Genomic DNA, 19,047 nt, shown 5'->3' with positions numbered 1-19,047 from the left:
CGGCCAGGCGGCCCCGCCCGGCCCGGACCCGCGCGCGTACACGCTGCGGGCCGGGCCGGGGCCGTTCGAGCTGTTCCGCCTGCGGCAACGTGCGGAGGCAGGGGCCGGGTCAGTCCTTGACGGCCATCTCGCCGAGCTCGGACCAGTCGTCCTGCGGCACGGTGGTGTTGACGATGCGCGGCGTCTCCACCAGGTACTGCGGCAGATCCCGCTGGGCCTGCGCGAAGTGCGGCGCCTGCACGTGCGCCGCCCCGGCGGCGTCGTCGCGGAACGCCTCGACCAGGACGTACTCGGCCGGGTCGTCGAGGCTGCGCGACCAGTCGAACCACAGGCAGCCGGGCTCGGCGCGGGTCGCCGCGGTGAACTCCCGGGTGATCTCCGGCCAGCGGTCGGCGTGCTCCGGCTTGACGCGGAACTTCGCGGTAATGAAGATCATCGAGTCTCCCTGATCAGATGTGTCGTACGAGTTCGAGCCTAATTTCATGCATGTCCAGTAGGAAAAGTTGACTTTCGGAAAGGAGGGCCGTAGCTTCGTACGCATGAGCCAGGGCCTCTACCTGACCCGGCGCCCGCACGTGGACCACGGCCACGTCGCCAGCGCGCAGTGTCGCTGATCACGCGCTCAGGACCCCTCACTCCCTCCCCCCGACGAGGAATCCCACCGTGATCAAGACCAGACATGCCCTCATGGCCGCGTTGCTGCCCGCCGTCCTGGCGGGCTGCGGCGGCGCCGAGGCGACCACCGGAGCGTCGGAGGTGAAGGTGCTGCGCTACCAGGGCAGCGTCGGCGCCGTCACCTACGCCGAGCTGGCCGAGGAGCTCGGCTACCTCGGCGACCTCAAGCTCAAGTGGGTGGGCAACACCACCTCCGGCCCCCAGGACATCCAGTCGGCCGCCACCGGCCAGACCGACTTCGGCGGCGCGTTCAACGGCGCGATCGTCAAGCTCAAGGCCGCCAGGGCCCCCATCAAGGCTGTGGTCGGCTACTACGGCTCCGACCGGGACACCTTCAACGGCTACTACGTCAAGGACGACAGCCCGATCAGGACCGCCCGCGACCTCATCGGCAGGAAGATCGGCGTCAACACGCTCGGCGCGCACCACGAGGCCGTCATCAAGGAATACCTCAAGCGCCAGGGCCTGACCCCCGACGAGATCAAGCAGGTCCAGCTCGTGGTGATCCCGCCGGTCAACACCGAGCAGGCCGTCCGGCAGGGACAGCTCGACGCCGGCACCCTCGGCGGCGTGCTCAGGGACAAGGCGCTCGAACGCGGCGGCCTGCGGCCGCTGTTCACCGACGTGGACCTGTTCGGCCCGTTCACCGCGGGCTCGATCGTGCTGCGCGAGGACTTCATCGCCGACAACCCGACCACCACCAGGACGTTCGTGACCGGCTTCGCCAAGGCCGTCGCCTGGGCGCAGACGCACTCGCGGGCCGAGGTCGTCGCCACGTTCGAGCGGATCATCGCGAAGCGCGGCCGGAACGAGAGCGCCGAGACCGTCCGCTTCTGGAAGAGCACCGGCATCGCCGGCAAGGGCGGCGTCATCGCCCCGAAGGAGTTCGCCACCTGGATCGACTGGCTCACCCGCGAGGGCGAGCTGCGCCCCGGCCAGGTGAAGCCGGACGACCTCTACACCAACGCGTTCAACCCCTACGCCGCCGGGAGCACCTCATGACCGAGATCGGCATCCGCAACGTCACCAAGACCTTCCACGTCAGGGACGCCGCCGAGCCGTTCACCGCGCTGTCCGGGGTGGACCTCGACGTGCGCGCGGGTGAGTTCCTCGCGCTCGTCGGGCCGAGCGGCTGCGGCAAGTCCACCCTGCTCGACCTGGTCGCGGGGCTCACCCCGCCGACGTCCGGGCAGATCCTGATCGACGGCGACCCCGTCACCGGACCCGGCCTCGACCGGGGCGTGGTCTTCCAGCAGTACGCGCTCTTCCCGTGGCGCACCGCGCAGGCGAACGTCGAGTTCGGCCTGGAGGCCAAGGCCGTGCCGAGGCGGGAGCGGGCGGCGCGGGCGCGCGAGCACCTGGCGCTGGTGGGCCTCGCCGGGTTCGAGGACCGCTACCCGCACGAGCTGTCCGGTGGCATGCGCCAGCGCGTCGCCATCGCCCGCAGCCTCGCCTTCGACCCCGACGTGCTGCTCATGGACGAGCCGTTCGCCGCGCTGGACGCGCAGACCCGCGAGTCGCTGCAGGAGGAGCTGGTCCGCGTCTGGCAGCACACCGGCAAGACCGTCATCTTCATCACCCACGGCATCGACGAGGCCGTCTACCTGGGGCAGCGGGTCGCCGTCATGACCTCGCGGCCCGGCCGGATCAAGGAGGTCGTGGAGGTCGCGTTCGACTCGCGCGAGGGCGACCTGCGCGCCGATCCGGCCTTCGGCGAGTACCGTCACCACATCTGGACGCTGCTGCGCGACGAGGTCGCCGCCGCCCAGGTGCAGGAGCGAGAGGTGGCGATCTCCCATGGCTGACACCCGCGCCGCACTGCCCGGCGACGTCCACTGGTACGACCTCCCGGACGACGAGGCCGACGACAGCGCCGACGACGAGGCCGACGACGACACCCAGGACGACACCCAGGACGACACCCAGGACGACGCCGGGCCGCCCGCCGCGCGGCGCCGGTGGCTGCCCGCGTGGCTGCGCAGGGCCGGGGTCAACACGGCCGCCGTGCTGCTCCTCCTCGCCGCCTGGGAGATCCTGCCGAGGACCGGCGTCGTGGACCCGGTGTTCGTCCCCCCGCTCTCGGACGACCTCGCCGCCTGGTACGACCTCCTCGTCACCGGCAGCCTCCCCGAGCACCTGGCGGCGTCACTGGGCCGCTCCCTGGCCGGCTTCGGCCTGGCCGTCGTGCTCGCCATCCCGCTCGGGCTGCTCATCGGCTGGTACCGCCCGGCCGCCGACCTGCTGACGCCCCTGCTGGAGCTGTTCCGCAACACCTCGGCGGTGGCGCTGCTGCCGGTGTTCACGCTGATCCTCGGCATCGGCGAGCCCGCCAAGGTCTCCTTCGTGCTGTACGCCTGCTCGTGGCCCATCCTGCTCAACACGATCAGCGGCGTGAAGACCGTCGAGCCCCTGCTCGTCAAGTCCGCCAGGTCCATGGGCCTCGGCCCGGTCCGGCTGTTCCAGAAGGTGATCCTGCCCGCCGCCGTGCCCGCGATCTTCACCGGCGTGCGGCTGGCCGGCGCGACCTCCATCCTCGTGCTGCTGTTCGCCGAGATGGTCGGCGCGAAGGCCGGCCTCGGCTACCTCATCCTCGACACCCAGTCCAGCTTCCGCATCCCCGACATGTACGCGGGGATCATCACCATCTCCGTCCTCGGCCTGCTGCTGAACCTGCTCCTGGTCGCCGCCGAGCGCCGCTTCTCCACCTGGAGGACCACGTGACGAGAAAGCTCCACCTCAACGCCTTCCTCATGGGCGTCGGCCACCACGAGGCCGCCTGGCGGCACCCGAGCACCGAACCCGCCCGCCTCACCGACGTCCGGCACTACCAGGAGCTGGCCAGGATCGCCGAGCGCGGCACACTCGACTCGGTGTTCCTCGCCGACGGGCTCGCCCTGCAGGGGCACGTCGGGCACAACGCGCTCGGCGGTCTCGAACCCCTCACCCTGCTGGCCGCCCTGGCCGCCGTCACCGACCACGTCGGGCTCATCGCGACCGTGTCCACGACGTACAACGAGCCCTTTCACGTGGCGCGCAAGTTCGCCTCGCTCGACCACATCAGCGGCGGCCGGGCCGGCTGGAACATCGTCACCTCCGCCGGCGAGGCCGAGGCGCGCAACTTCGGCGTCGAGCGCCCCGCGCACGCCGCCCGCTACGCCCGCGCGGAGGAGTTCCTGGACGTCGTGCTCAAGCTCTGGGACAGCTGGGAGGACGACGCCGTCGTCCGCGACCGCGTCGCCGGCCGCTACGCCGACACCGGCAAGATCCACGCGATCGAGCACGAGGGCGAGCACTTCGCCGTCCGCGGCCCGCTCAACGCCTCCCGCCCGCCCCAGGGCCATCCGCTGCTGGTGCAGGCCGGATCGTCGGAGGACGGCAAGGACTTCGCGGCCCGCCACGCCGAGGCCGTCTTCACCGCGCAGCAGACGCTCGCCGAGGGGCGGGAGTTCTACGCCGACCTGAAGCACCGGGTCGCCGCCCGCGGCCGGCGGCCGGAGGAGGTGCTGGTGCTGCCCGGCATCTCGCCGATCATCGGCTCGACCGAGCGGGAGGCGCTGCGGCTGGAGAAGGAGCTGGAGGAGCTGATCGTCCCCGCGTACGGGCTGGCGCAGCTCGGCCAGATGACCGGCATCGAGCTCACCGAGGACGACCTGGACCGGGAGCTGCCCGACGTGCCGGTCGAGACGGAGGGCGCGCAGAGCCGGCGCAAGCTCGTCGTCGAGCTGGCCAGGCGCGAGCGCCTCACGGTCCGGCGGCTCCTCGCCCGCCTGGCCGGGGGCCGCGGCCACCGGGTCGTCGCCGGGACGCCCGAGCAGATCGCCGACGAGATCCAGGAGTGGTTCGAGGGCGGTGCGGCCGACGGCTTCAACGTGATGCCGCCGATCCTGCCGCACGGCCTGTCCGACTTCGTCGACTACGTGGTGCCCGAGCTGCGGGCGCGGGGGCTGTTCCGGCACGCGTACCAGGGCCGCACCCTGCGCGAGAACTACGGCCTGCCCCGCCCCGTCTCGCGCTACGCCAAGGACCTGGTGGCCGCCGGATGACCACCACCTCACGCCAGGAGGCGAACCCATGACCGTTCTCACCGTCGTCGGCAACCCGAGGGCGGGTTCGCGCACCGAGGCCGTGGCCGTCGCGGCGGCCGAGGCGGTCGCCGCCCGGCTCGGCGCGTCCCTGCCGCACGAGCTGGCCGACCTGTCGGCGCTCGGGCCCCACCTGCTGGCCCCCGCCGCCTCCCCGGGGGTGGAGGCGGCACTGGGGCTGGTGGCGGAGGCGGACGTGCTCGTCGTCGCCAGCCCCACCTACAAGGGCACCTACACGGGGCTGCTGAAGGCGTTCCTCGACCGGCTGCCTCCGGCCGCGCTGGCCGGGAAGACCGCCCTGCCGCTGCTGGTCATGGGCGACCCCAAGCACGCGCTGGCGGTCGAGGTGCATCTGCGCCCGCTGCTGGTCGAGCTGGGCGCCACCGTGCCGACGCCCGGCCTGGCCTTCCTGGAGTCACAGCTTCCGGACCTGGAGGCCGTGGTGTCCGCCTGGGCCGACCGCGTCGCGCCGCAGGTCCGCCTGCCCGCGGCGACGTAGGCCCCCGCCCGCCTCTCCGAACCGGGATCTTGTCAGGCAGTCAACGCGGTGTTACCTCTTGCGGAGGGCGCGCGTGATCCGCGCGCCCTTCCGGCAGCCAGAGAGGACCAACGTGTCGTCGAAGTCCTGGTTACGCAGCAGCACCCTCCTCGCCGCCGCGCTCGTCGCGGCCGCACTGTCACCCGTGGGACCGGCCCGGGGCGAACCCGGCGGGCGGGCTCCCGTTCACGACTTCCAGGCCGAGCAGCACGCCAAGCCCGACGTGGACAACCGTCAGGGCAGGGTCGAGCCGCCGGCCGGCGCGACCGCCCGCAGGGCCGGCCCCGCCGCCGAGATCCGCTGGAACAACCTCGGCACCCCGGCCGCCGTCTTCAGCGCGAAGCCCCTCGCCGAGGGCCTCGGCGCCGATCCCGAGCAGGCCGCCCGCGCCTACCTGAAGGCGAACGAGAGCGTCTTCGGCCTGTCCGCCGAGGCCGTGGACGCGCTGGAGAAGGTCGCGGTCAACCCCATCGGCGACGGCGCAGCCGTCCTGCTCCGGCAGCGCTTCGGCGGCCTGCCGGCGGGGGTGGACGGCCTGGTCGCCGTCGGCGTGGTGAACGGCGCCGTCCGGTCCGTCACCTCCTCGCTGTCGCGCGCCACGCAGGAGCCCCCGGCCGCCGCGATCGGCGAGCGGCAGGCGCTGGAGATCGCGGCCAGGGACGGCGGCATCGACCTCGCCACGGCCGTCACCCAGAAGGTCACGGCGGTGGCGGTGCCCGCGCCGGACGGCGTGCACCGGGCCTACCAGGTCGTGCTGATCGGCGGCGCGGACGGCGAGCCCGCGGCGTACACGACGCACGTGGACGCGGTCAGCGGCGCGATACTCACCCGCGAGAACCTGGTCGACCACTTCGACCCCGAGAACCCGAAGCAGGCGGTGTTCCCTGCCACCCCGCGCGGCGACTACTCCTCCGCCGACACCCGCCAGACCTGGTGCCACACCGCCGGCCCCGGCTGTGACTACGTCACCGGCGGCGACGCGGCGACCGGCAAGGCATGGGACGTGGACCACGCCACCGGCGAGCCGACCAACACGAGCCTCGGCAACGCCGCCCGCACCTACGAGAACCGCGCCAGCGGCGACCCGTTCACCGTCGGCACCCGCGCCAACGTGCTCACCCCGAGCCGGAACTACGTCTACCCGTGGCGCAACTCCTGGTACACCGCCAAGTGCGACCCGGCCGCGCTCGACCAGCCCGGCGAGGCCGACCTGGAGGCGGCCATCGCCAACCTCAACGCCATGCACAACCGCATGCACGACTGGTCCTACCGGCTCGGCTTCACCGAGTCCGCCTGGAACATGCAGGCCGACAACGGCGGGCGCGGCGGCCTCGGCGGCGACCCCGAGCAGGGCAACGCCCAGGCGGGGGCGCGGGTGGCGTCCGTACGCGACAACGCCAACCAGATCACCGGGCCGGACGGCACCGCGCCGATCACGAACATGTACCTGTGGCAGCCGATCGCCGGCTCCTTCTACGCGCCCTGCGTCGACGGCGACTACGACATGTCGGTCATCGCCCACGAGTACTCGCACGCCATCTCCGGCCGCATGATCGGCGGCCCGAACGCCGGCTGGAGCGGGGCCCAGGCGGGCGCCATGAACGAGAGCACCTCCGACCTGTTCGCCATGGAGTACCTCTACGAGTACGGCTTCCGCCCGGCGGGCGCGACCCCGTACGTGACCGGCGGCTACGTCACCGGCGACAAGCAGCGCGGCATCCGCAACTACGACATGTCGAAGTCGCCGCTCAACTACAGCGACCTCAACTACGACCTGGTGGGCCAGCAGGTCCACGCCGACGGCGAGATCTGGACGGCCACCCAGTTCGACGTGCGCGCGGCCTTCGTCAAGCGCTACGGCTCCGGCACGGACAAGCTCCAGCGCTCCTGCGCCGACGGCCGCACGCCGGTCGAGCGCTGCCCCGGCAACCGCCGCTGGGCGCAGCTCTCCTTCGACGCGCTGCTGCTGATGGCCTCGGGCGCGGTCACGTACGTCGATCATCGCGACGCCCTGCTCGCCGCCGACGCGATCCGCTTCGGCGGCGCGAACCAGGACATCATGTGGCGCGCGTTCGCCGAGCACGGCCTGGGCCGTGACGCCGCCAGCACCGGCCCGAACGACGGCGAGGCGACGCCGAGCTTCGTCAACCCGGCGGGCAAGAACGGCTCGCTGCGGCTGAAGCCGCTCGGCGAGGCGAAGGACGCGGCGCTGCGCCTGTACGCCGGCGACTACGAGGCCCGCGCGGTCCCGGTCGCCGACACCGACCCGGCCACCCCGCTCGGCGACACCGTGGAGATGACGCCGGGCGTCTACGACTTCGTGGTCGCCGGCAACGGGTTCGGGCACCGGCGGCTCACGTTCGCGGTGCTGCCGGGCGTGACGCTGCCGCTGGCCCTGCCGCTGACCCGCAACCTCGCCGCGGCGGCGAGCGGCGCGACGGCGAGCGGCGACGGCGTCAACCAGGCCAAGCTCATCGACGAGACCGAGGCCACGAACTGGGCCTCGCTCTCCGGCGCGCCGGCCGGCAAGTCGGTGGTCGTGGACCTCGCGGGCGACGCGCCCGTCACGGTCCGCCGGGTCCAGGTGAGCGCCATGCTCCGGCCCGCGGTGGCCGACCCGGCCGACCCGGGCGGGCAGAACCGCTTCTCCGCCCTGCGCGCCTTCGAGGTGCTGGCCTGCAGCGCGAACTGCGCCGACCCGGCGAACTTCACCAGGATCCACACCAGCCAGAAGGACGCGTTCGCCACCGCGCTGCCGCGCCCGCGCGGCTCGGACCTGCTGATCAAGTCGTTCGACGTGCGCCCGGCCAAGGCCACGCACCTGATGCTGCGCGTGGTCAGCACCCAGTGCACCGGCAACCCGCTGTACGCGGGGGAGCAGGACGCCGACCCGACCTCCGCGACGGACTGCGCCACGGCCAGCCCGCAGCGGGAGCAGGTGCGGGCGGCCGAGTTCCAGGCGTTCACGCACTGACGAACGGACAGAGGCCCGGCGTTCGCCGGGCCTCTGGTCGGTTCATCAGTAGATGCGGTACTTCTTGCCGCAGTTGTCGAACTTGCCGGCCCAGCAGGTGAACGTGTAGATCTTCTTGATCCCGCGGCCGTTCCAGGCGCCGGCCACCTTGCCGTCGAAGGAGTGGTTGAAGCGGTGCCAGGAGCCGTTCTTGTAGTACTCGAACCAGACCCAGCCCTTCTTGCCGCCGCGCTTGTCCACTCCGTACCACTTCGTGTAGACCTTGCCGTGCTGCTTCCAGGTCTTGCCGAAGGTGTACGCCTTGTGGTCGCTGGAGAAGAACTTGCCCCAGGTGGTGACGTGGGCGCTCGCGGTCGTAGAGGTGGTCGCCTGGGCGGCGGGGGCGACGGCGAGGCCGGTCAGGGCCATCGATCCGGCGATGGTCGCCATGGCGAGGGTCTTGCGCATTGTGGGTTCCTCCCCGTGTCGGTGCTGCCGGGTGCTGTCCGGCAGCACGGACATTACGGAGATAGCGGAAGATCTTCTGTGCAGGAATCCACACGACGGCAGTGACCCACGACACACTCGTCACGGCCGGACCGGCGCCCCCCGGTCGGCGGGGAACGGCAGGAACGGCGTCCCGGAGGCCGTCCTCGCCGTGGGGGCGTCCGTCCCGCAGAGCGCCACCAGCAGGTGCCTGACCTGGGCGATGTCGATCTCGTGCGGCACGATGCCGCCCTCGTCGATCTGCTGGTACTTCGTGCGGTTGACGCCGTACGAGATCTGCCGTTCGCCGTCCTCGCTGGACAGCGACTGCGTGGCCATGCCGAACACGCCGCCGTCGTGCCCCCAGAACCGGCCGCAGGGCAGGTCGAGGGCGTAGATGCCGAGGCCGTAGTCGACGACGCCGCCGCCCGCCCGCACCGGCACCGTCCTGCGCATCTCGGCGAGCTGCGCCGGCCCCAGCAGCTCGCCGCGCAGCAGCGCCCGGTAGAACCGGTTGAGGTCGTCCATGGTGGAGGTGATCGCCCCGGCCGTGCCCGCCCACGACATCTCGTAGACGCTGAAGTCGCGCGGCGGGTCGAAGAAGCCGTACCACGACTCGTACGCGCCGGAGTGCGGCCCCGGGATGTGCGGCGTGCGCGGGAACGACGTGTGCCGCAGGCCCGCCTTCCTGATCACGTGCCGGGTGATGTGGTCGGCGGCGTCGGTGCGGGTCACCTTCTCCAGCAGCAGGCCGGCGAGCACGTAGTTGGTGTTCGAGTACGACCCCGGCGTCGCCCCCGGCTCCCCGGTCGGCGTGCCGGCGAGGCCCATCTTGACCAGTTCCTTGGGCGCGACGCGGCGGAAGCGGTTGTCCTCCAGGCTCTTGACCGAGCCCTCCAGCAGCGAGGGGAACGCCGGCACGATGTAGTCGGCGATGTGGCTGGTGTGGTTGAGCAGCATCCGCACCGTGATCCGGTGGCCGCGCTCGCCGGGGACGAGGTCGGGCAGGTAGCGGCCCACCGGTGCGTCCAGCTCTATCGTGCCCCGCTCGACCTGCTGCAGGATCGCCACCGACACGAACGTCTTGGTGATGCTGCCGATCCGGTGCACCATGTCGGGCCGGACCGGGCGGCCGGTGCCGGCGTCGGCCACGCCGGACGCGCCCTTCCACGTCCAGCCGCCGTCGCGGACCTGCGAGTAGATGCCGTACATGCCGGCCGCGGTGACCGCGTCCAGCGTCTGCCCGAGCGCCTGCCGGTCCGGCCCGTCGGCCGCGTGCGCCGGTCCGGCCAGGGTGCCTGCCGCGAGCAGCGCGCCCATCGCGGCGGCCAGGGCCGCGCGCGGGGCGCTCGTGGGGAGTCGGCGAGAAGTCATGGCTTCAGCATGCGGGGGAGAGGGGCGCGCGGATAAGTCGGCGATGTCACCGGCTCGGTATGACAGGGATCATGCCCCGGCGATGACATCGGCCGTCACCGCGCGGGCGCTTTCTTGCTCCGGAGAGGAACACAACGAACTCCGAGTGGTGAATTTGTCACCCTGGGTGCGCGAGGAGCGGGTGGCCGAGTCCTGGCCGGGGATGGGACGCTGCTGCCACCGCCCCGGCCGGCCTGCGAACGGGTGGCCGGGGCGGATTCCTCCGCAGTGCTCACGAAGGGCAGTGCTCACGAAGGAAGGAATGCGGCATGACTCAGGACGCCGGCCGCGTCGCGGCCAAGCGGATCAACGACCACGTGGAGCTCGTCCACGCCGACCACCCCGAGCTGGTGTTCGAGGTGCCCCGGCGGGACTGGGAGGCGTTCACCACGGCGGTCAAGTCAGCCGCGTTCGATCTCGGGACGCTGGAGCGCTTGGCCAAGGAGAACGTGGCCTGACCAGCCACTCTCCTGGCCTTCCGAAAGGCGCCCGTCCCCACGCGCGGGGGACGGGCGCCGTCCATGTGGCGGGGGCGGGCCGCGACCCGTCCGGCAAGCGACCGGTCAGCCGCGGCCCGTCCAGTACGCGGCGGCGCGCTCCCAGGCCGCGCCGCCGACCGCGCGGCCGAGCGCCCGGCCCTCCTGGTCGCCCGCCCTGAAGTGGATGCCGCCGTAGCGGCGCGAGAGCCCCGCCTGCTCGGCGGCCTCACTGTAGGTGCGCCACCGCAGCGTCACGTCCCGCGCCGGCGTCACCCCGGGCTCCACCTTCGACGACCCGGCCGCGACGACGGCCTGCCCGCCGAAGACGTCGCTGCCGGTGAAGCGCCGCAGCACCTCGGCCGCCGCCGCGCTGAACGTGCTGTGGCCCGAGACGTACTCGCCGAACGGCGGCGTCGGGAACGTCGCCGGCTGGTACGGCACCCACAGCGCCCCGTCCACGCTCCGCCCGCCCCACGTCGGGATCCGCTGCCCGCGGTACTGGTCGCGGATCGCGGTGATCGGCCGTCCGCTGTCGTGGTCGCGCTTGACCTCCCATGCGGCGATCCCGGCGTCCATGCCGGCGTTGGCCAGCGCGAAGAACAGCTTCACGTCCTGGTCGAGCCCGTGCCGGTCGCGCGCCGAGACCTGCTGCGCGAACAGGCACCAGTGACCGGGCGGCGTCTCGCTGGCGGGCCCGTCGGACCAGTAGTCGGCGATCGACTTGCTCCGGTCGTCGAGGGCGGCCGTCGTCGCCACGATCTCGGCGGCCTGCGCCCGCCAGCCGGCCGACCCGTACGGCGCCGGCGCGGGAACGGCGTCGGCCAGCGTCCGCGCCGACCCGCTGAAGGAGGCAACCCGCCCCCAGTGCGGGACCAGGAACGGCGGCGTGACCAGCGCGCCCGCCGCGTTGCGGTAGGTGAGCGGCGCCCATCGGCCCGGCTGCGCCAGCGTGGTCAGCGGCTCGGCGACGACCACGGGGGCGTTGACCGGCGCGTAGCCGGTGGTGTCGGCGTACCCGCCGAGCTGGTTGGAGCCGTCGGCGTGGCGGTGGTCGAGCACGGCCTGGCAGGCGGCGAGGCCCGTCCGCGCAGCCTGGCTGTTCGGGGCGGCCGGGTCGTGGCCGAGCTCGGCCATCAGGGCGTCGAACGTCGCCCGCTGCCCCGGATAGAGGTCGGTGGCCGCCAGGTGGACGGCGTAGCTGATGGCCTCGGCCTTGTTCGCCTCGGTGCGCTCGGCGGGCGGCCGGCGCAGCGTGCCGCCGAGCCGGGTGCCGACGGCCACCGCGTCGTAGGCCGCCCACGCGTCGTAGGCGCAGGTGTGGGCGATGGCCAGCGCCCTCGACACCATGGGCGGCCCGAGCGTGCCGCCGCGCACGGCCGACAGCAGCGCCTGGTTCCACCGCACCACCAGGGTCGGCCCGCCCGCCCGCGCCGGGACGGCGGTGAGGGCGAGCGTGAGCAGCACGGCCAGCAGTGCGCCCAGCAGTGTGGTGGCCGGGCGGATGTTTCGTAAGTGCATGGATGTGTCCCCTCGGTCGGTTGAGCCCCCGAGGGACGATGCCAGAATCGAACGGGCTTTCGAAACTAGCCGGAAGGTGACATCAAGGCAGCCGGAGCTCGGCGAGCACGCCGCGGTGGTCGGTGCCGGGCACGTCCACGATCTCGACCCGGCGCACCGCCATCCGCTCGTCGGCGAGCACGTGGTCGATGGCGATGATCGGCGGTACCGGCCGGAAGTTCGGCCAGGTCGGCACCAGGCCCTTGCCCACCTGCGCGGCGGCGTCGACGTAGCCGCGCTCCAGCAGCTCGCGGAAGGCCCGGTGGTCGATGCTCGCGTTGAAGTCGCCCGCCAGCACCCGCATCGCGCCCGTCGCGGCGGGCGGCGGCAGCGCCTTCAGCGCGGCGTTCCACCCCTCCTCCTTGCGCCCGAGCGGCGGGTCGGGGTGCACGGCGACGATCTCGACCGCGGCCCCGCCCGGCAGGGTCAGTGCGGCGGCGGGCATGTGGTGGCCGATCGGCGTGAACAGGTCGGGCAGCTCGGTCAGCGGACGCCGGGCGTAGATGCCGCTGCCGATCGCGCCCGGCGCCTCCTGCAGCACCCGGTACGGCAGCAGCTGCGCCAGCCCGGCCGCGTCCAGCCGCTCGGCCTCCTCCGGGGTCAGCTCCAGCGCCGTGAAGACGTCCACGGCCTCGCGGCGCACCAGATCGACCACGGTCGCGGCGTCGGCCCTGCCGAACAGGTTGACCGTCAGCACCCGCAGCAGCGGGCCGGACGCGGGCGGCTGCTCCTCGGCGGTCAGCCGCGGCGCGACGCAGGCGGCCAGCACCACGCATGCCGTGGCCGCGACCAGCGCCGCCGGGCGGTTGCGGCGGGCCAGCAGCAGCGCGGTCAGCGCCGCGAGCGCCGCGCCGTAGGGCGTCACGGTCATCAACTGGGTCAGGAACGACCCCATCTCCAGCTCGCCGGCCCTGATCAGGGCCCAGAAGGCGAGCAGTGTGACGAACGTCCAGGACATCCACCGCCTGCGCCGCCGCCGCTTCGGCCGCTCCGCCCGCTCCGTCCGTGTCTTCCGCCCGGCTCCGACCGTCGTGCTCACTCCGCCGTCCCGTTCCCGCATGCGATCACAGCTTGAACCTTAGACGGATCAACGAACGGACGAGCTCCCGTGTCCCTTCCGGCGCCAGGCGAGGGCCGGGCGCACGTCCACGACCCCGCCGAGCCCTCTGGCGAGGTGCACGGCGGCCGTCGCCTCGGTGCGGGTCGCGGTGCGGCCGGACAGCGTCACGATGCCGTCCCGCACCTCGACCATGATGCCGCGCCGGTCGGTCCACCGCTCGGGGATGGCGTCCTCGACCCAGCGCTTGAGCTCGGCGTCGTCCCGCGTGTACGCCTTCAGCAGGTCCCGCCGGCTCACCATGCCCAGCAGCCGCCCCTCCTCGTCCACCACCACCAGCCGCCTGACCCCGCGCGCGTCCATGAGCTGCGCGGCCGTCACCGTGGAGATCTCCGGCGCGACCGTGACCGGCGGCGACGACATCAGCTCGGCCGCCGTCGCGCCCGCCGCCTTGCGCCGCCCGTCCTCGCCGCGCCCGGCCAGCAGCCGGCGCAGCCGGGCCCGCAGCCGCGGCCGGTAGCCCTCTCCCCGGTACAGCTCCCGGAACTCCTCCTTGCGCAGCAGGTCCGCCTCGGAGACGACGCCGATCACCCGCCGCTCCCCGTCCAGCACCGGCAGGGCGCTGACCCCGCGGCTCACCAGCAGCGCGGCGAGGTCCTTGAACGGCGTCCCCGCCTCGGCCGCGGCCACCCGGGTGGTCATGACGTCCCGCACGCTGATCCGCATCATGATCCGCTCCTTTCTCCCCTGCCATGGGACCGCGCCGGGCCGCCCCGCCCCCAGGGCCGGAAGTCCTCCGGTGCGGAGCGTTGGTCCAGGGCGTTCGCCCTGCCGGCCGGGCTTGTGACCGGGCGGGACTTAGGACGGGCGGCCTCGGGCAGGGGACCTTCGGCCCTGCCCGGCCGGCCGCCGGTCCGGCAGGCTCGAAGCACGGAGAGGTGACGTCGTCGTCGCAGGAAGGACAGGACATGTGCAACTACTGCGGCTGCCGGGAGTTCCCGCTCATCGGCCGTCTGTCCCAGGAGCACTGGGACATCCAGGAATGCGCCGGCGAGCTGCGCAGGGCTGTCCGCGCCGGACGGCAGGCCGAGGCCGTCGCCTTCCTGGACGAACTGCTCGCCCGGCTGCTCCCGCACACCGCCACCGAGGAGGACGGCCTGTTCGCCGAGCTGCGCGCCGAGGGCACGCTGGCCGCCGAGGTCGAGCGCCTGTGCGCCGAGCACGGGGCCATCCACGGCGTGCTCGCCGCCGTGGACCGGGCCGCGCCCGACTGGGCCGCCGTGCTGGCCGCGCTGGACCTGCTGGTCCAGCACATCGACCACGAGGAGCACGGGCTGTTCCCGGCCTCCGTCATCATGCTGCCGCTGTCCACGTGGGACCGCATCACGCCGATCACCACGGAGCACGCGGCGGGATCCGGAACGTGAGCCACCGCCGGGCCGGCGGCTTCACCTGCGCTGCACGTGGGCCTGGAGCAGGATGTGGGCCACCACGTCGGCGGCCGAGTGCTCCTCGGGCAGGCCGTCGAGGAACCCCGCGTCCTGGCCGAGGGTGAGCAGCGCGGGCTCGGCGTAGCCGTCCGCGCGGTGCTGGCCGAGCCCGATGGCGGCCAGCAGCCCGTTGCACAGGCAGCGCCGCCCCTCCGCCTCCTCCGCGGGCCGGCCCTTGCGGACGTAGACGTCCACCGGCTCGGCCGGGCAGCGGTAGCCGAGCGAGCCGTCCGCCCGCTCGTACGGCGTCCGCAGGTAGCCGAGGTCGCACAGCCGGGGACGGGAGTCGTACACGTCGGGGTCCGACAGCGTGCCCGGCACCTCGGCCACCTTGAACGGGAACCCGGTGGGCGAGGCCAGCGGGTCGTTGCGCACCTGGAGCGTGCCGGCCGCGGCCCGCTCGCGCAGCCTGCGCCGCAGCCGCGGATCGAGCCCCGACTCCCGGCACAGCGCGAACGCCGAGCCCACCTGGACGCCGGCCGCGCCCGCCGCCCAGGCCCGCTCCAGGCCGCCGGGCGTGCCGTACCCGCCGGCCAGCCAGAACGGCAGCCCCAGCGCGGCCACCTTGGCCAGGTCGGGCGCGTCGCGCGGGCCGTACACGGGCTCGCCGGCCTCGTCGAGCGTCATCCGGCCGCGCGGCGGCGCGCTGTGGCCGCCGGCCACCGGCGTCTCGACGACGAACCCGTCCGGCCGGGTCGCGGGGGAGCGGGCCAGGTACGCGGCCAGCACGTGCGACGACACGATCGCCAGCAGCCGGGGCCGGGCGAGCGGCGTCAGGCGGCGGCCCAGCAGCGCGACCGGGTCGAGCCCGGCGGTGTGCGCGCCGCCCTCGCCGGCCACGGCGATGGAGATCCGCGCCGGGCGGTGCTCGGCCAGGTCGTCGAGCAGGCGCGGGATCTCGGCCGGGATGCCGGCGCCCACCAGCACGTAGTCCACCCCGGCCAGCAGCGCGCCGTAGGCGGCGGCGGGGGTGGCGAGCTGGATCTTCTCCAGGTAGTTCACGCCCACGGGCCCGTCGTGGCCCTCCTTGGCCAGGAAGACCTCGGCGAAGTTGGCCACCACGGCGAGCTCGTCACGCGTCCTGTTGCCGCGCAGGCCGAGCCGCGGCACCGGCCGGTACGGCACCCCGTCGCCCGTGCCGCCCGGCACGAAGTAGCGGGCGAGCACGCGCTCGGCGACCTCGGGCACCGGGAAGCAGGCGAGGGCGCGGCGCAGGTGGCCGCCGGGGTCGCCGCGTTGCAGCCGCCGGGCGAGGGTGACGTCCAGCGCGGTGCCGGACACCACGCCGAGCTGCCCGGTCGCGGCCACGGCGCGGGCCAGCCGCCATCCGGACACGCCGACCCCCATCCCGCCCTGGATCAGCGCCGGCAGCCCGGGAAAGAGCCGCGGGTCAGGCACGGCGTGCCTCCCGGCCGTCCAGGACCTCCGCCACGGGACGCCGGGGCACGCGCGGGACCGGCGGGCCGTAGCCCAGCCTGATCAGCATCTGCACGTGCCCGAACGGGCCGCCCGTCCGGTCGCCGCGGTGCTGCGGCGGGCGCAGGTCAAGCGGCTGGCTGAACAGCGACGCCGCCACCCCGCGCGCGGTCGCCGTGAGCAGCACCCGCTGGAGCGCCTGCCCGGCGCGCAGCCAGTCGCGCGGCCCGTCGCCGCGCGTGAACAGGGCCGCGAGCTGCGGCTCCGGCTCGAACTCCGCGGTCCCGACGCGCCGGCCGAAGTCGCGCATCGGCAGCCGGCCGTCACGCGGCCGGGGGCCTGCGGCGTGCTCGGGCACCCCGTCGGCCCGCGTGTCCGGCCCGGTCCAGTGGGCCAGCTCGTCCCGGTACGCCGGATCGTCCGCCAGCGTGTCGTCCGCCATGGCGATCAGCTCCAGCACCCGCCGCGCGGTACGCCCCGAGACCGGCACCAGCGTCGCGGACTCGGCGTGCGCCGCGTGCACCAGGCCGACGACGATCTCCCGCGGCACCGGCCGGTCGTCGAAGGGGAAGCGGTTGGTGCGCCGGTGCGGGATCATGTCGTGCAGCAGCAGCTCGTCCGCCGTGGGCGGCTCGCCGGGCACGGCGTGCACGGTGGCCAGCAGGTCGGGGCGGCCGGCCGGGTCGGGCAGGATCCGGACACGGGCGTCGTGCCCGGTGACCCGCACCGCGAGCCGCAGGTTGTACAGCGCGGCCCCGCAGCTCAGACCGAGCCCGCGCCCCATCGGGTCGGTGACGGTCAGCAGCCGGTCGAGGTCGGCGTACAGCTCCAGGGTGGCGTCGTCGGCGCGGTGGAAGCGCCACGGCTGGGTGTTGTGCACGGACGGCGCGGCGGCGGCGGCGCCCACGACCGCGCACACGTCGGCGGCGGACGCGAACGGCGGCTCCAGAGTGGCGGCCTGCGTGCGGCGGCCGCCGGTGCCGGGATCGGTCACCGGGGCACCCCCGGCGCAGCGGTAACAGCGGACATGGGATCACCATCCCGCGCCTGGCCGGGCGGCGGCAGGGACCAAAGTCCCTCGTATCGGGTCCCTTGGACCAATTAGCGGCGGATCAGCGCTTACGGCCGACGCCGCCGTACATCCAGGCGGGCTCGTCGGGGAAGAGCGGGGTGTCGTGCCACCGGGAGACCGCGACGAGGCCCGGCTCCACCAGGTCGAACCCGTCGAAGTAGCGGGCGATCTGCTCGCCGGTGCGCGGGGTGCGGTGCATGGCCTGGTGCGAGGTGGCGGCCAGGTAGTTCTCGGCCATCGGCGGCGGCACGAGGTCGAGCGTGAGATGGCTGAGCACGAGGTAGCCGCCCGTGGGGAGGGCGTCGGCGTACGCCTTGACCAGCCCGGCCGGGTCGTCGGCGTCGGAGATGTGCATGAGGATGGCGACCATCATGAGCGCGACCGGCTGCGAGAAGTCGATGATCTCGCGCACCTCGGGGTGTTCCAGGACGGCGGCGGGATCGCGCACGTCCGCCTCCAGGTAGGCGGTCCGCCCCTCCTCCGTGCTGGTCAGCAGCGCCCTGGCGTGGGTCATCACGATCGGGTCGTTGTCGACGTAGACCACCCGCGACTCCGGCGCCTCCGCCTGGGCGACCTCGTGGGTGTTGCCCTGGCTCGGGATGCCCGTCCCCAGGTCGAGGAACTGCCGCACGCCCAGCCGCGTCAGGTGGCGCACCGCGCGGCCGAGGAAGGCCCGGTTGTTCCTGGCGCTCTCGCGCACGCCCGGCACCGCCGCCATCGTGGCCTCCGCCACCCGGCGGTCGGCCTCGAAGTTGTCCTTGCCGCCCAGCCAGTAGTCGTAGACGCGGGCCGAGTGCGGGATGTTGGGGTTGATGCCTGGTGGTGCGCTCATGCCGGAGATCCTAGATCACGAAGCTCGCCCGGCACGGCTACTCCGGGCAGACGCCCTCATACCGTGACGAAGTCGGCGATGACCACCGTCGCGTCCTCCTTCGGCTCGACCGCGGCGAGCTCGTCGTAGAGCCGGTCCAGGCACGAGACGGGCGAGGCGCTGCCGGTCAGCAGCTCCGTGACACGCTTGACGCCGAGCGCCTGCACGACGCCGTCCGACATCATCACCACCCGGTCGCCCGGCCGCACCGCCACGGCGCCGACCTCGGGGGTCAAGGCGTCGTCGAAGGAGTGCGGCGTGGTGAGCGGCGTCGTGAGCGGCGCGGGCGTCCCGCCGCGCGGGCAGTGCCAGATCGCGCCGTTGCCGACGTGGGCGAAGCGCAGGCGCGGGCTCTCCCCGCCGTCCAGCACGATCAGGTCCAGGCCGCCGGCCAGATCCGTCATGGCCGGGTCGCGTGACGCGGCGCCGCGCACCGCGCGATGCGCGGCCTGGACGTGGTCGTCCAGGTCCTGCTCACGCTGGCCCCCGTGCTGCGGACGCCCCGCGATCACGGCCGCCAGCGCCAGGGCGGCGGCCATGTGGCCCGCCTCCGACCCGGTCCCGCCGTCGGCCGTCGCGACCAGCCGCTCCTGGATGACGTACGCGTCCGACGGCCGCCCGCGCGAACCCTCGAACGTGCCTCCCACCGCCACCAGCCGCGGCCTGGTCACCGGCATGCCCGGCGGCCACTTCCCGCGCCTGCCCTGCACGTTCATCACCGACAGGCACCCGATCAGTATCGAGATCACGAAGAACGTCATGAGGTCCCCTCCCGCCGCGTCAGTCGCGGCACCCGCAAGTAGACGCTCCTGCCACACCGGACGACTGACGGCCGATCGGCCGTCGTAGCGTTATGACGGCCTATAACGGCACATGTCGGCATGACGGCTGTTCGACCGTCATGCCGGGAAAAGCGGCCCGGAGCAGGGTGTGGAGGGGCGGTGCACACCGCATCGCG

General features: G+C 73.5%; 18 protein-coding genes. 8 read left to right on the top strand and 10 right to left on the bottom strand.

Going from position 1 to position 19,047, the window contains the following annotated elements; all coding sequences use genetic code 11:
- Window positions 1-109 precede the first annotated feature (109 nt).
- A complete protein-coding gene (locus SMD20_RS18050; protein ID WP_329582300.1) occupies window positions 110-436 on the bottom strand; it encodes a putative quinol monooxygenase in 327 nt (108 codons plus the stop codon).
- Between the two features lie 227 nt (window positions 437-663).
- Here SMD20_RS18050 and SMD20_RS18045 point away from each other — a divergent pair, with 227 nt between their 5' ends.
- The 6 genes from SMD20_RS18045 (at window position 664) to SMD20_RS18020 (ending at window position 8,269) form a co-directional block, all read left to right on the top strand.
- The gene (locus SMD20_RS18045) at window positions 664-1,677 is read left to right on the top strand and encodes an ABC transporter substrate-binding protein (protein ID WP_329582297.1); all 1,014 of its coding nucleotides are present in this window, start codon (window positions 664-666) and stop codon (window positions 1,675-1,677) included.
- Window positions 1,674-2,480 carry an ABC transporter ATP-binding protein gene (locus SMD20_RS18040; RefSeq protein WP_329582294.1) on the top strand — a complete coding sequence of 269 codons (807 nt, stop codon included), beginning with the start codon at window positions 1,674-1,676 and terminating at the stop codon, window positions 2,478-2,480. Before SMD20_RS18045 ends, SMD20_RS18040 begins: the two co-directional genes overlap by 4 nt.
- Window positions 2,473-3,396 (top strand): ABC transporter permease, encoded by a 924-nt coding sequence (locus SMD20_RS18035; protein ID WP_329582291.1) that lies wholly within the window; start codon window positions 2,473-2,475, stop codon window positions 3,394-3,396. The genes SMD20_RS18040 and SMD20_RS18035 overlap by 8 nt, the downstream gene beginning before the upstream one ends.
- Window positions 3,393-4,718, top strand: coding sequence for an LLM class flavin-dependent oxidoreductase (locus SMD20_RS18030; RefSeq protein ID WP_329582288.1), 1,326 nt, complete (start codon window positions 3,393-3,395; stop codon window positions 4,716-4,718). Before SMD20_RS18035 ends, SMD20_RS18030 begins: the two co-directional genes overlap by 4 nt.
- A gap of 28 nt (window positions 4,719-4,746) precedes the next feature.
- The gene (locus SMD20_RS18025) at window positions 4,747-5,256 is read left to right on the top strand and encodes an NADPH-dependent FMN reductase (RefSeq protein WP_329582285.1); all 510 of its coding nucleotides are present in this window, start codon (window positions 4,747-4,749) and stop codon (window positions 5,254-5,256) included.
- 73 nt (window positions 5,257-5,329) lie between these two features.
- Complete coding sequence (locus SMD20_RS18020; protein WP_329582283.1) at window positions 5,330-8,269, top strand: M36 family metallopeptidase; 2,940 nt, start codon at window positions 5,330-5,332, stop codon at window positions 8,267-8,269.
- A gap of 45 nt (window positions 8,270-8,314) precedes the next feature.
- Here SMD20_RS18020 and SMD20_RS18015 read toward each other — a convergent pair whose 3' ends face one another.
- Complete coding sequence (locus SMD20_RS18015; protein WP_329582280.1) at window positions 8,315-8,716, bottom strand: hypothetical protein; 402 nt, start codon at window positions 8,714-8,716, stop codon at window positions 8,315-8,317.
- Between the two features lie 120 nt (window positions 8,717-8,836).
- Window positions 8,837-10,108: a serine hydrolase domain-containing protein gene (locus SMD20_RS18010; RefSeq protein WP_329582278.1), complete on the bottom strand. Its 1,272-nt coding sequence runs from the start codon at window positions 10,106-10,108 to the stop codon at window positions 8,837-8,839.
- A gap of 308 nt (window positions 10,109-10,416) precedes the next feature.
- On the opposite strand from SMD20_RS18010, the gene SMD20_RS18005 reads away from it, so the two are divergent.
- Window positions 10,417-10,605 (top strand): hypothetical protein, encoded by a 189-nt coding sequence (locus SMD20_RS18005; protein WP_329582275.1) that lies wholly within the window; start codon window positions 10,417-10,419, stop codon window positions 10,603-10,605.
- A 105-nt stretch (window positions 10,606-10,710) separates the two neighbouring features.
- Here SMD20_RS18005 and SMD20_RS18000 read toward each other — a convergent pair whose 3' ends face one another.
- The 3 genes from SMD20_RS18000 to SMD20_RS17990 form a co-directional block, all read right to left on the bottom strand.
- Window positions 10,711-12,144 carry a vanadium-dependent haloperoxidase gene (locus tag SMD20_RS18000; RefSeq protein WP_329582272.1) on the bottom strand — a complete coding sequence of 478 codons (1,434 nt, stop codon included), beginning with the start codon at window positions 12,142-12,144 and terminating at the stop codon, window positions 10,711-10,713.
- An 82-nt stretch (window positions 12,145-12,226) separates the two neighbouring features.
- Window positions 12,227-13,243, bottom strand: coding sequence for an endonuclease/exonuclease/phosphatase family protein (locus tag SMD20_RS17995; protein ID WP_329582269.1), 1,017 nt, complete (start codon window positions 13,241-13,243; stop codon window positions 12,227-12,229).
- Between the two features lie 27 nt (window positions 13,244-13,270).
- The gene (locus tag SMD20_RS17990; RefSeq protein ID WP_329582267.1) at window positions 13,271-13,969 is read right to left on the bottom strand and encodes a CBS domain-containing protein; all 699 of its coding nucleotides are present in this window, start codon (window positions 13,967-13,969) and stop codon (window positions 13,271-13,273) included.
- A gap of 239 nt (window positions 13,970-14,208) precedes the next feature.
- Here SMD20_RS17990 and SMD20_RS17985 point away from each other — a divergent pair, with 239 nt between their 5' ends.
- Complete coding sequence (locus SMD20_RS17985; protein WP_329582264.1) at window positions 14,209-14,667, top strand: hemerythrin domain-containing protein; 459 nt, start codon at window positions 14,209-14,211, stop codon at window positions 14,665-14,667.
- Window positions 14,668-14,688: 21 nt separating this feature from the next.
- Here the strand turns inward: SMD20_RS17985 and SMD20_RS17980 are convergent, their stop codons facing one another.
- The 4 genes from SMD20_RS17980 to SMD20_RS17965 form a co-directional block, all read right to left on the bottom strand.
- Window positions 14,689-16,128, bottom strand: coding sequence for a nitronate monooxygenase (locus SMD20_RS17980; RefSeq protein ID WP_329582261.1), 1,440 nt, complete (start codon window positions 16,126-16,128; stop codon window positions 14,689-14,691).
- The gene (locus SMD20_RS17975) at window positions 16,121-17,140 is read right to left on the bottom strand and encodes an Acg family FMN-binding oxidoreductase (RefSeq protein WP_329582258.1); all 1,020 of its coding nucleotides are present in this window, start codon (window positions 17,138-17,140) and stop codon (window positions 16,121-16,123) included. Before SMD20_RS17975 ends, SMD20_RS17980 begins: the two co-directional genes overlap by 8 nt.
- A 118-nt stretch (window positions 17,141-17,258) precedes the next feature.
- Complete coding sequence (locus SMD20_RS17970) at window positions 17,259-18,050, bottom strand: SAM-dependent methyltransferase (protein WP_329582257.1); 792 nt, start codon at window positions 18,048-18,050, stop codon at window positions 17,259-17,261.
- A 56-nt stretch (window positions 18,051-18,106) separates the two neighbouring features.
- On the bottom strand, window positions 18,107-18,850 hold the full coding sequence (locus SMD20_RS17965; protein ID WP_329582254.1) for a SpoIIE family protein phosphatase: 744 nt from the start codon (window positions 18,848-18,850) through the stop codon (window positions 18,107-18,109).
- Window positions 18,851-19,047: the final 197 nt, after the last annotated feature.

Source organism: Nonomuraea sp. LP-02, assembly GCF_036289125.1.
GTDB lineage: Bacteria > Actinomycetota > Actinomycetes > Streptosporangiales > Streptosporangiaceae > Nonomuraea > Nonomuraea bangladeshensis.
The sequence above is the reverse complement of the archived record's forward strand: the minus strand, read 5'-3'. Positions and strand labels throughout refer to the sequence as shown.

What these genes read in the sequence shown, in the direction of transcription:
- SMD20_RS18015 (WP_329582280.1), bottom strand. Translation starts at nt 8,716, where the DNA reads ATGCGCAAGACCCTCGCCATGGCGACCATCGCCGGATCGATGGCCCTG.
- SMD20_RS18050 (WP_329582300.1), bottom strand. Translation starts at nt 436, where the DNA reads ATGATCTTCATTACCGCGAAGTTCCGCGTCAAGCCGGAGCACGCCGAC.
- SMD20_RS18035 (WP_329582291.1), top strand. Translation starts at nt 2,473, where the DNA reads ATGGCTGACACCCGCGCCGCACTGCCCGGCGACGTCCACTGGTACGAC.
- SMD20_RS17990 (WP_329582267.1), bottom strand. Translation starts at nt 13,969, where the DNA reads ATGATGCGGATCAGCGTGCGGGACGTCATGACCACCCGGGTGGCCGCG.
- SMD20_RS18005 (WP_329582275.1), top strand. Translation starts at nt 10,417, where the DNA reads ATGACTCAGGACGCCGGCCGCGTCGCGGCCAAGCGGATCAACGACCAC.
- SMD20_RS17985 (WP_329582264.1), top strand. Translation starts at nt 14,209, where the DNA reads ATGTGCAACTACTGCGGCTGCCGGGAGTTCCCGCTCATCGGCCGTCTG.
- SMD20_RS18010 (WP_329582278.1), bottom strand. Translation starts at nt 10,108, where the DNA reads ATGACTTCTCGCCGACTCCCCACGAGCGCCCCGCGCGCGGCCCTGGCC.
- SMD20_RS17965 (WP_329582254.1), bottom strand. Translation starts at nt 18,850, where the DNA reads ATGACGTTCTTCGTGATCTCGATACTGATCGGGTGCCTGTCGGTGATG.
- SMD20_RS18040 (WP_329582294.1), top strand. Translation starts at nt 1,674, where the DNA reads ATGACCGAGATCGGCATCCGCAACGTCACCAAGACCTTCCACGTCAGG.
- SMD20_RS17970 (WP_329582257.1), bottom strand. Translation starts at nt 18,050, where the DNA reads ATGAGCGCACCACCAGGCATCAACCCCAACATCCCGCACTCGGCCCGC.
- SMD20_RS17995 (WP_329582269.1), bottom strand. Translation starts at nt 13,243, where the DNA reads ATGCGGGAACGGGACGGCGGAGTGAGCACGACGGTCGGAGCCGGGCGG.
- SMD20_RS18000 (WP_329582272.1), bottom strand. Translation starts at nt 12,144, where the DNA reads ATGCACTTACGAAACATCCGCCCGGCCACCACACTGCTGGGCGCACTG.
- SMD20_RS18025 (WP_329582285.1), top strand. Translation starts at nt 4,747, where the DNA reads ATGACCGTTCTCACCGTCGTCGGCAACCCGAGGGCGGGTTCGCGCACC.